Annotated in this window: 7 protein-coding genes and 1 pseudogene; all 8 read right to left on the bottom strand. The window is 36.6% G+C overall.

Annotated elements, in window-relative coordinates; translation table 11 throughout:
* Nucleotides 1–196: 196 nt before the first annotated feature.
* The 8 genes and pseudogenes from HMPREF2933_RS01155 to HMPREF2933_RS10240 all read right to left on the bottom strand — a co-directional run bounded on the left by HMPREF2933_RS01155 (nt 197) and on the right by HMPREF2933_RS10240 (nt 6,416).
* Nucleotides 197–889: a methionine ABC transporter permease gene (locus HMPREF2933_RS01155; protein WP_024052646.1), complete on the bottom strand. Its 693-nt coding sequence runs from the start codon at nt 887–889 to the stop codon at nt 197–199.
* The gene (locus HMPREF2933_RS01150; protein ID WP_024052647.1) at nt 890–1,951 is read right to left on the bottom strand and encodes a methionine ABC transporter ATP-binding protein; all 1,062 of its coding nucleotides are present in this window, start codon (nt 1,949–1,951) and stop codon (nt 890–892) included.
* Nucleotides 1,944–3,317, bottom strand: a complete 1,374-nt coding sequence (locus HMPREF2933_RS01145; protein WP_024052648.1) for a M20/M25/M40 family metallo-hydrolase — start codon at nt 3,315–3,317, stop codon at nt 1,944–1,946. The genes HMPREF2933_RS01150 and HMPREF2933_RS01145 overlap by 8 nt, the downstream gene beginning before the upstream one ends.
* Nucleotides 3,318–3,403: 86 nt before the next feature.
* A complete protein-coding gene (locus HMPREF2933_RS01140) occupies nt 3,404–4,255 on the bottom strand; it encodes a MetQ/NlpA family ABC transporter substrate-binding protein (RefSeq protein ID WP_024052649.1) in 852 nt (283 codons plus the stop codon).
* Nucleotides 4,256–4,392: 137 nt separating this feature from the next.
* A complete protein-coding gene (locus tag HMPREF2933_RS01135) occupies nt 4,393–5,217 on the bottom strand; it encodes an amino acid ABC transporter substrate-binding protein (protein WP_024052650.1) in 825 nt (274 codons plus the stop codon).
* Between the two features lie 170 nt (nt 5,218–5,387).
* Complete coding sequence (locus tag HMPREF2933_RS10245; protein ID WP_255261429.1) at nt 5,388–5,516, bottom strand: hypothetical protein; 129 nt, start codon at nt 5,514–5,516, stop codon at nt 5,388–5,390.
* Between the two features lie 63 nt (nt 5,517–5,579).
* Nucleotides 5,580–5,960 (bottom strand): annotated as a pseudogene (locus HMPREF2933_RS10055) (SulP family inorganic anion transporter).
* A 255-nt stretch (nt 5,961–6,215) separates the two neighbouring features.
* Entirely contained in the window at nt 6,216–6,416 is a 201-nt protein-coding gene (locus HMPREF2933_RS10240) for a hypothetical protein (protein ID WP_024052652.1), read from the bottom strand.
* Between the last annotated feature and the right edge of the window lie 550 nt (nt 6,417–6,966).

Raw genomic sequence — 6,966 nt, 5'->3', positions numbered from 1 at the left:
TTATTTTTCTTAAACTTTTTCTTCCAATTTTTCCTTCCTCCTCTTTCTTATCTCCTGTAAACTGCTAAATACTTATACTGGTCATACGAAAGAGAAAATATGTATAAAATAAAAATTCTATGACCTATTATCATAGAACTTTTATATTATTTTTCTATATATTTATTGTTTATCTCTAACAATCATCTCAGCTATCCTATTTATGGCTTAATTTTCTAGTCAAAAAATCACCAGAAAACTGAATGGCAAAGATAAGTACAATGATAATAACTGTTGCTAAAATCGTTACATCGTTATTATAACGATTGAAGCCATAAGCAATCGCAACATTCCCGATCCCTCCAGCACCGACTGCACCAGCCATTGCAGTCTCGCCAACGAGAGAAATGAGAGTGACTGTTGTCACACGAATCAAATCTGGCAGACCTTCGCGTAGATAGACACCTACTAGATCACTGAAAGTCGCTCCGCTAGCCTGCGCTGCTTCGATAACACCGCCGTCTAACTCAGCGAGTACAACTTGAACTTGGCGAGCAAAGAAAGCAAATACTGCAAAAGAAAGAGGTACGATAGCTGCATTTGGTCCAATACTAGTCCCCACAATCAAGTGTGAAAAAGGTGAAAGAACAGCTAACAAAATAATAAATGGGATAGCACGGAAGATAGATGTGATTTTGTCTAAAATCCAAAAAGCTATTTTATTTTCCAAGACACCTCCTGGAGCAGTCAAAACAAGAAAAAGCCCTGCAATTAAGCCTAACAATCCGCCGATAATAAAAGAAATGACTGTCATATACAATGTCAAGTGAATAGCTGTTCCCCAGCCAGCTTGACCGCTCCAACCCATTCGATAAACATTCGGCAAGTATGTTTGAATAAAATTTTCCATCTATGCTTCTCCCTTCAATACTGTCAATTGAACACCAGCTTCACGAATGGCTGTTTTAGCAGCTGCTAGATTTTCCTTTTCACCAGATAAAACAACGACCAGTTCTCCAACAGGCGTTCCACCTAAAATTTCAATGTTCCCATAAAGTATATTGGCAGTAACTTGATGATGTTTGTAAATTTCATTCAGTAAGGGTTCATCTGTAGAGGTTCCTGCGTACTTCATTTGCACCAAGAGACTATTTTTCGCCAAATGTTTGACAATTTCTTGTTGCTCAATCTTGCCCATAGCTTCATCAATTCCTGTTGCAGTCGAAATGAAGTCTTTTGTTAAGTCTTGCTGAGGATTAGAGAAAATATCCAAGACAGAACCTTCTTCAATCAATTGACCGTCCTGCATAACTGCGACACGGTTGGCAATGTCTTTAACAATTTGCATTTCATGGGTGATTAAAACAATTGTTAATCCTAGCTTTTGATTTAAATCTTGTAAAAGAGCTAAAATTTGTTTAGTTGTTTTTGGATCTAAGGCAGAGGTTGATTCATCAGAAATCAAGATTTTAGGGTCATTTGCTAAGGCACGCGCGATTGCAACCCGCTGTTTTTGCCCTCCAGAAAGCTGAGAAGGATAATTTTCAGCACGATCTGCTAAACCGACCAACTCCAACAGTGTACGCACTTTTTCTTTCTTTTCTTCTTTTGATAAGCCAGAATGTTTGAGCGCAAAAGCGACATTTTCTTCTGCCGTCAGTTGACTCATCAGATTAAAATGTTGAAAAATCATGCCGATGTCTTGACGTTTGCGACGCAACTGTTCTGCTGTCAAAGTTACTTTATTGTCAAAAAGAACATCATCATCTACAATAATTTTCCCACTCGTTGGAACTTGCAGTAGGTTAATGACACGAACCAAGGTTGATTTCCCAGCCCCAGAATAACCGACAATTCCATAAATATCTCTTTCTTGAATATGAATCGTCACATCTTTAACTGCTTGAATCTGACGTTTCTTTTGTTGAAAGGTTACATCAATGTGATCTAACTGAATCATTTCTTTACTCATAACTTGCAATCAGCTCCTCTACTAATTCAATATGGGTGTAATAATCTGCAATGCGTACATTTTCGTCACCTCCATGATCTCGACTATTCGCATTTCCAAGTCCAAAGGCGACCATTGGTACCTCAAGTGCTTCAAATACCGTGTGCATCGGTCCTGTACCTGCTGTAGTTGGTAAGACAGAAACTCCTTTTTGATAGAATTTTTTAGCTAGTTCAATGACATTTAAAATCGGCGGTGCACTCATATCACTACGATAGCTCATTTCTCCCAAAGTATAAACTAATTCTACCTTATCAAAACCATTTTTGTCGAGTTGTTTGCGAATCAGTTCTAACACTCTATGTGGTTCCAGTCCTGGCACTAAACGAACTTCTGCTTTTGCTGAAGCCTCTGACGGAAGAATCGTCTTCACTCCTTGATCTTGGTAACCAGAAGTAATTCCTTCAATATTCAAAGATGGTTCAAAGAAAATTCGATTTAAAAAAGCTTTTTTCTCCTCTTGTAATAAAGGTAATTCCAAACCATAAATAGCTTGTACTTCTTCTGGACTGCGTTGAGCGTATTGTTCTACTAAAGCTAACTCTCGTTGATTAGGTGCGATTACTTGATCATAAAGTTCTTCTACCTGAATACGTCCATCCTTACCTCTCAAGCTAGCAAGGGCGTTCAACAAGTACCAAGAAGCTGAATCAATCACACCACCAAAGCTAGAATGAATATCCACTTCCGCACTTTGGACCTTCATATCAAAGGTCACAATTCCTTTGTTTCCGCCAGAAATTTCAAGTTGACCTAAAGAATTTTTAATTCCTTGCTCCCAAACCAACAGGTCTGCTCCATGTAGAAGAGATTTGTGTTTCTCTAGATATTTCTCTAAATCAACCGAAGCAGACTCTTCTGCTCCTTCCATCATAAAAATGACATTGACAGGCAAACTCTTATGCTTTTGTAAATACTTTTGAACAGCCGTCAAACGTGCGATAATATGCCCTTTATCATCATCGACTCCACGACCATACATACTACCATCCCGAATAGATAGAGTGAACGGATCATCTGTCCAAATTTGATCACTATCTGCCGGAACTGTATCATAATGGTTGTAAAAAATAATTGTCTTAGCTGTTGGATTCTGACTTTTAAATGTTGCTATCACAAATGGCGCTGTATAGCTTTCATCTAATTCCACCTCTGCACCAGCTTTTGTAAAAATTTCTTTCAGATAAGCAGCAACTTCTTGTAAACCGACTTGTTGAGCGAAGATTGATTTTTTAGCAATCAACGCCCGTAAAACGGCAATATAGTCTTGTGCCACCATATCCTCTTCAAATCTTTTAATTTGTTCTTCTTCACTTGAAAATGTCATCTTTTCTCCTCATAGAAATGGCGACAAAACTCAGTTGGAATTACCAACTGAGTTTTTAGACTGAACTACAGCTAATAGAATCAAGATTACCAAACTGGTTGGTCTAAGCCATCTGATGTTTCTTCAACCACTTTTTTCACTTCATCTGTATGGCAAGCTTTGATGATTTTTTTAATGGCATCGGCTTTTGAAGATTTTTCCCAATCTTTTTTGGCTGCAATGATATTAAACCATTGTTTTGAATTTTTATCTTTTGGTTCAATGAACAAAGCGTTTTTATAGTCCAATTTTGCTTCTGTTACAAATGTATTGTTTACAACGGCTGCATCTACTGAAGTCAATGAGCGAGCTGTTTGACTAGCATCCAATTCTGTAATTTTCAATTTTTTCGGATTTTCTTTGATATTTGCCACAGTTGCCAATTCATTTCCAGACTTGTCTAATTTAATCAATCCTGCAGATTGTAATAAATTAAGCGTCCGACTTTCATTTGTCGCATCATTTGGAACTGCAATTTCTGCACCATTTGGAATTTGGTCTACTTTTGTATATTTATTTTTTCCATTTTTGGTACCAGAGTAGAGACGAATGGGTGAGATATAAGTTTCAGCAGCTGCGACTAAGTCTTGCTTGTTTTCCTTGTTCCAATTGTTCAAGAAATAGTAATGTTGGAAAGCATTGATATCCACTGCACCATCAGCAACTGCTTTATTTGGTTGCGAGTAGTCCGTAAATTCTGTAAATTCCAATTTAATATTGTCTTTTTTCAACAATTCTTGGATCTTGTCCCAGCGTTTTTCTTCTGAGTCGCTCTTTGTCATCACACCAATCTTAACCGTTTTGGCGTTATCACTTTTATTTCCTGAACCACAAGCTGCTAAACCAATCACTGCTGCAGATGCTAGAGCTGTTATTCCAAACCATTTTTTTAATTTCATTTTCTGTCTCCTTTAAAAATCTTATGAAAATAGTATCGCACATATTTAGCTGATTGACAAATTGTTATTTCATAACAAAGGGTATAGTTATAAACTATAACTATTTTTGTAAGAAAACCAGCTAGCTTTTCATTTTCTTATTTCACATCTGCTTCAGCTGGCAAGTAACTACCACCAAAGAATTTTTGGGATAATTTTTCCAGAGTTCCGTCTTTATACAACTCTTGAATGCGCTTATTAACAAATGTTTTCAACTCATCTTGTCCTTTTGCTAAAAGCGGATAAACATAAGGTTGTTGATCACTTGCTAAATCAATCACTTTCAAGTTGTCCAGTTTTTGATTTTTAATGACTGTTTCAACACCGATTTTATCAAAAATCTTATAATCAAACTTTCCATCGTTTAAATGGCTCATAATTTGTTGAAAATCCGCTTTTGTATAGCTAATTTTTGTTGGATTGTTAGCATGTGCTTGATTGTATTTTTCTAATTGTGCGGCAGTCGTTGTCCCTTGTACGACTTCTGTTGTTTTACCACCAATATCATCCAGCGATTGAATGCTTTTATCAGATTTTTTCACCACTAAAACGTTTGGATTTTTAGCAGTTGGAGCTGCATACAAATACTTTCCTGCACGTTCTTTTGTATAGCTGATATTGTTGACCGCCATTTTGTAGCGATCACTATCCAGACCAGCGAAAATACCTGACCACTCTGTTGTTTCAAATTTTACCTTGTATTTGTCAGAATCTTTGAAGATTGCACGAACTACTTCGATTTCATAACCTGTTAATTTACCATTTTCTTCATAGTTAAATGGTTTGGGTGAAGCATTCGTTGCAACTTTGACTTCCGTTTTCCCAGATGAAGTAGCTGACTTTGAATTAGAGCACGCTGCTAACATTCCTGCTGTTAAAAATCCAAGAGCGACTAAAGAAGAGTATTTCAATACTTTTTTCATATTCCTACATAACCTCTTTCATTAAGATAAATCCTATCATATCAAATATTTTCCTTCTTGACTATTATTTGATTTTTATCAAAGTGATAGATTTTCTTTATCAAGTAGAGCTAAACGAAATCCGATTTTTACCAAACATTGATACATTTGACGAATAGTGGAAAACTCAATTACTTTTCTAAACTAGCTGCGCGCGTTAAAGCGACATCAATATTAGCACAAAAGTTGTCTGCACCAACTCTATCAATAAAGCTTGCTTTTTCCATGACATGGTAAGGTTGTTCGTTGACATTTGCCAAGGATCTCTTCAAGAGCATCCAATCCCGAAATATCCATTGCAGACACACTGCGCATACGAAGAATTAAGACATTTTTACCTTGTTCAGACAAAATAAGTCCTTGATTTGTCCAACGATGATTCTAACGGCTATTCCAAGGGCAAATCCAACCGTGATGGTCTTTGAAATAAATTTAATCAGGTCACCAAAATGCAACAAACTCACACCGATGATCATTAGACCAGCTAAGAAAGTAGCCACTGTTAGACCAGATAGACCGTACTGCGCAATAATTCCATAAATGATAACAACAAAATAGCTATTAGTTCACCAATCTGAACACGACTCCCACCTAAAAAAGGGAATGAAAAAACCAACTACAACAGCTGTATAAAGATCTTGCTCTGGATTGACCCTCGAAACAATCGCTAAAGCAATTGACAATGGTAAGGCAATAATTGCCACGATAATCTAGCTACAAGGTCTTTGACAAATTGTGCACCCGAATAATTCTTTACCATACTAAAAACTTAGGATTGATATGCTTAAAAGCGTCCATTTTCCCCTCCTCTTTTTCCCTGTTCCCAGACGCTTGCGAGAATCTTATTACCATTGTAATATAACCCCATGTAAAATCTCTAGATGACCTGAATATGAAAACTTACCAGAAAAGGCGATAGTTATTTCACCAACGCCTTTAACAATTATTCTCATTCGTTTCTATCCTTTAGTGAGGAGATAGAAAAGGCTGGCTAAACCAAGTCCAAGCATTGTCAGTGCAGCCTTAGTGTCCACTTTTCCTAAAGCAGATAAAACCACTACAACAATCCCCATGGCTACTCCAAGTCCTCTCAACACGGTGTCAACAATATCAGATTTTCTATTTTTCTTGTTTTCTTTCATCACTGTCTGTCCTTGCATCAGCTCATCTACCGATGTATCAAACAGGTCTGCTAATTTAGGAATGGTATTAATATCTGGATAGGATAAATCTCTTTCCCATTTTGAAACAGCCTTATCAGTGACCCCATCTTTTCAGCCAGTTCTAATTGTGTCATCCCTTTTGCTTTCCTTAATGATGAAATCATCATACCTAGTGTTTGTTTTTTCATTAGATTTTTCCTCCCTCCATTTGCTAATTATATTGTAGCACCTTTTCTTACAAACTCAATCGACCAATAGTTTACTTCTCTCAACTTATAGTTTATCACTGGTTTGTCTGTTTTTACGCTCCTTATTTGAATTTTTAGAATAAACTAAGCTACAACAAGCAGTCTTGGAAAACAACCTCACTCTTCAACTACATATTATTAGCTAGCCACCTTTTCTACTAAACTTCATATCTACTCTATCAAAGTAAAGAAGATACTAGCTCAACATATTTACGTTACGGTCTTATAACTAAATTTCTTAAAAAACACTGAGAGATTAGTAAGTAACAAAAAAAGAGACTGGGACAAAATTATCTCAG

It is taken from the genome of Streptococcus sp. HMSC066F10 (assembly GCF_001813805.1).
Taxonomy (GTDB): Bacteria; Bacillota; Bacilli; order Lactobacillales; family Streptococcaceae; genus Streptococcus; species Streptococcus vaginalis.
Note: the sequence above shows the minus strand (reverse complement) of the source record. Positions and strands in the feature narration are given on the sequence as shown.

Excerpts from the sequence above, each read along its gene's own strand:
- HMPREF2933_RS01135 (WP_024052650.1), bottom strand. The coding sequence starts at position 5,217 with ATGAAAAAAGTATTGAAATACTCTTCTTTAGTCGCTCTTGGATTTTTA.
- HMPREF2933_RS10240 (WP_024052652.1), bottom strand. The coding sequence starts at position 6,416 with ATGCAAGGACAGACAGTGATGAAAGAAAACAAGAAAAATAGAAAATCT.
- HMPREF2933_RS01145 (WP_024052648.1), bottom strand. The coding sequence starts at position 3,317 with ATGACATTTTCAAGTGAAGAAGAACAAATTAAAAGATTTGAAGAGGAT.
- HMPREF2933_RS01150 (WP_024052647.1), bottom strand. The coding sequence starts at position 1,951 with ATGAGTAAAGAAATGATTCAGTTAGATCACATTGATGTAACCTTTCAA.
- HMPREF2933_RS01140 (WP_024052649.1), bottom strand. The coding sequence starts at position 4,255 with ATGAAATTAAAAAAATGGTTTGGAATAACAGCTCTAGCATCTGCAGCA.
- HMPREF2933_RS01155 (WP_024052646.1), bottom strand. The coding sequence starts at position 889 with ATGGAAAATTTTATTCAAACATACTTGCCGAATGTTTATCGAATGGGT.